Origin of the sequence: Nitratidesulfovibrio oxamicus, from assembly GCF_015731765.1 — a bacterium.
In the GTDB taxonomy this organism is placed as follows: domain Bacteria; phylum Desulfobacterota; class Desulfovibrionia; order Desulfovibrionales; family Desulfovibrionaceae; genus Cupidesulfovibrio; species Cupidesulfovibrio oxamicus.
On record NZ_VRYY01000335.1, the window covers coordinates 1 to 2846 of the forward strand.

General features: G+C 68.7%; 4 protein-coding genes and 1 pseudogene. All 5 read right to left on the reverse strand.

All coding sequences use genetic code 11. From position 1 onward, the window contains the following. A pseudogene (locus tag FVW20_RS11650) lies at nucleotides 1-470 on the reverse strand (hypothetical protein); the annotation flags it as partial. A gap of 79 nt (nucleotides 471-549) precedes the next feature. Then, nucleotides 550-915, reverse strand: a complete 366-nt coding sequence (locus FVW20_RS11655; protein WP_196609743.1) for a tetratricopeptide repeat protein — start codon at nucleotides 913-915, stop codon at nucleotides 550-552. Nucleotides 916-1148: 233 nt separating this feature from the next. Next, complete coding sequence (locus FVW20_RS11660; protein WP_196609744.1) at nucleotides 1149-1403, reverse strand: EscF/YscF/HrpA family type III secretion system needle major subunit; 255 nt, start codon at nucleotides 1401-1403, stop codon at nucleotides 1149-1151. Nucleotides 1404-1419: 16 nt separating this feature from the next. Beyond that, nucleotides 1420-1638 carry a hypothetical protein gene (locus FVW20_RS11665; RefSeq protein WP_015946061.1) on the reverse strand — a complete coding sequence of 73 codons (219 nt, stop codon included), beginning with the start codon at nucleotides 1636-1638 and terminating at the stop codon, nucleotides 1420-1422. Then, nucleotides 1631-2846, reverse strand: a 1216-nt coding sequence (sctD, locus tag FVW20_RS11670; RefSeq protein WP_196609745.1) for a type III secretion system inner membrane ring subunit SctD, incomplete at its 5' end; no start/stop codon positions are given. The genes sctD and FVW20_RS11665, both read right to left, overlap by 8 nt.

The following is a 2846-nucleotide window of genomic DNA, read 5'->3' on the forward strand; positions in this document are numbered from 1 at the left end:
CGCAGGCCCCCCGCTTCGGCGGGGGCCGCATCGTGCACGCCGTCGACGCGCTCTGGCACGCCGCGCGTCCCGTCCGGTGCTGCCGCCCGCGATGGATCATCCACAGGGCGGGTGGCAGCCGCAGTGTCATCAAGGCGGACAGCCGCATCCGTATCTGCCAGGCCGGCAGGCCCTTCTGCCCCCTGCACAGCAGGCTGGCCAGCCTGGAAGGCCTGGCTCCCCTGCTCCGCGCCGCCTTCGGCAAACGGCTGGCCGCCGGTGGCGGCGTCACCGCCCAAACCTTCACCCGGACTTTCGCCAGAACCTGCGCCCGGCCCTTCCAGCGCCTCCAGGAAAGCCCGCACCAGTTCGGCGTCTGGCATGCCGGAAGGGCCACCGGGGCTGCGCAGCTCTGCCCCCTGCGACACTCCCAGCTTTTCCAGCGCCTCAAGCAGCCTATTGGGCGATGCGCCAATGCCCGCGATGTCCACGTGCGCCTCCGCATCCTCTTCCGGAGCCGCCCACGAAGGCGCCCTCAATCAAGAGGGCGCGAACGCCGGGGCCGGACGGCTAGCCTGCCTGCGCCAGCAGCCCGCGTGCCATCTCGCCTGCGGGGCCATCTGCGTCGGACACGGCCCGCAGCAGTTCCGCGGCCTCGTCGCCGCGCCCGGACAGCAGGTACGACAGGCCCAGCAACGCCCGCGCCTCGGCATCGTCGGGCGCGGTCTTCAGCACGTCGTCCACGATGATGCGCTCCGCTTCCTCGAACTCGTTGACCACCACATGGCTGAGGGCCTGCCCGATGCGCGCGGGCAGAAAGCCCGGCTTCATGGCCAGCACGCCTTCGTAGACCTGTCGGGCATCCGCCACCCGTCCATGATGGCAACCCGCGTTGGCCACGTCGAGCAGCCGCTTGATCTCGGCATCCGAAAACATTGGTTTCTCCTTTGTGCGACGGGAGAGCGTTGCGCTGGTGAACCAGCGGACGAGGGAACTGCCCTGAAAATCAGGGGGCAGTCCTCGGGTCTGTTAACGCCATGAAGGCTTTTGTTCTCTGCCAGGCAAGAACGGTCCTGTTGCGGAGGAAGCATACCCATGCGGTATTCGACCGGAACAAGAAACCGTTCCGACGCAGGCAGAGGGCAAAAGAACCATCGCGCTGGCAGACCCTAGCCGGTGCGCTGCGACAGGCTCTTCAGCATGTCTGTCATGCTCTTGGTGACCGACGAAAGGGCTTCCAGCGCGGCATTGTACTGACCCATCTCGAACTGGATCTGCATCATGTCTTCCGGGCTGACCTGATCCTGCTGCATCAGTGTTTCCATGCGGGCCTGGAGATCCTTGCCCTTGTCGCCGATGCTGTTCACGCCCGTCTGGAACATGCTGCCAAGATCGAGACCGGGCGCCTTGTTGCCGATGTTCATGACTGCCTCCGTGGGGTTACCCGGCGGTGCGCGACAGCGCTTCCACCACGCGTTGCGCGGCCTGCACGGCGGCGCGGGCCGCCTGGGCCACCTTCATTTCATCCGGGGTCATGCCCGCGTCCATGGCGCGCTTGACCGACATGTCCATGGTCAGCAGTTCTTCGCCGACGGCCTTGGCCTTGCTGCCCGAAGGGTCGTCGACGAGATCGAACGCCGACACGAATGCGTCACTCATGGCTACCTCGCAGCCGGTAGGTGGTTGAACGTCCATCCTTGCGCAAATGCAGTTCCTTTGTGGAAATGGATTCCAGCACGTAGCCGCCGGGCAGCATGCCGCCCTCGAAAATGCGCTGCCCGTCGCCGATGGTGACGAAGCGCAACGGGTTCAGGGTCACGCCGCGCACCTGCAACCCGTCCAGCGGGTCGCCAGCCTGCGCGGCGGCCAGCGCCGAATCGGAGGCCGCAGCCGGACCGGAGGCTGCCGACATTGCAGGTTGCGGACGACCGACCGGCTGCGTCGCAGCGGATTGCACCACCGGAGCGGCACGCACCACCGCAAACCGCACCGGCACGCCCAGATGGGCGCGGGCATAGGCCAGCACCTCGTCCAGCCGTTCGCGCTGGCGCGCATCCAGGTCGCCCGCCAGTTCCACGGTGCCCGGCAGGTAGCGCACCTGCACATGGCGCAGGCCCGCGCCGCCCAGAAGCCCGTCAAGCACGGGCGCAACGTCGCTGGCGTAGCGGATGTCGCGGGTCACCGGGGGCAGCCTGGGCACGTCGTCGCGCAGCGCGCTGAAGGCCCACGCCTCCACCAGCCCGTCCCGGACGTAGCCGGCCACCTTGAGGGGGGCAGGCGCTTCGCCCTGCTGCGGTGCGGCGGATTGCGCGTCCATGAACTCGACCTCCGGATACAGTGCCCTGCTGCTGAAGGCCGCCTGCACCGCGTGCACCACGTCGTCGCGGACGGCCACATCTATCTGGACGGGATACAGCAGGTTCCGTGCCACCTTCCACACGGCGGCGCGCTGGCCGTCGTTGTCCAGCAGCCCGCGCACCACCACGCCGCCGTCGCCGGAGGTCACCTCCAGGCTGGTCACCCCGGCGCCGCGCAGGGCTTCCTCCACGGCCGCCACACGTTCGGCGGGGGCTGGCGGGCGCGTTTCAACAGTGACGACGATGGCGACGGCGCACACCAGGGCCAGCAGCCCCGCCACAACGGATCTGCCACGCCGGGATGGAGGAGCGGCAACGGCGCCGTCGGGCAGGGTCAGGCCGCCAACATCATGGGCATCCGCAACGGGCGAATCCAGCGACTTCGTTGGCGCTGGCTGAACGCCGCGAGTGGCATCACCGGGCGCGACGCCGCCGGAAAGACCATCGGCTGGTGCGGAAGGTTGCGGCGCGCCATCAACGGGGCCGCCGCCCTCGCCGCCGGCCCGGGGC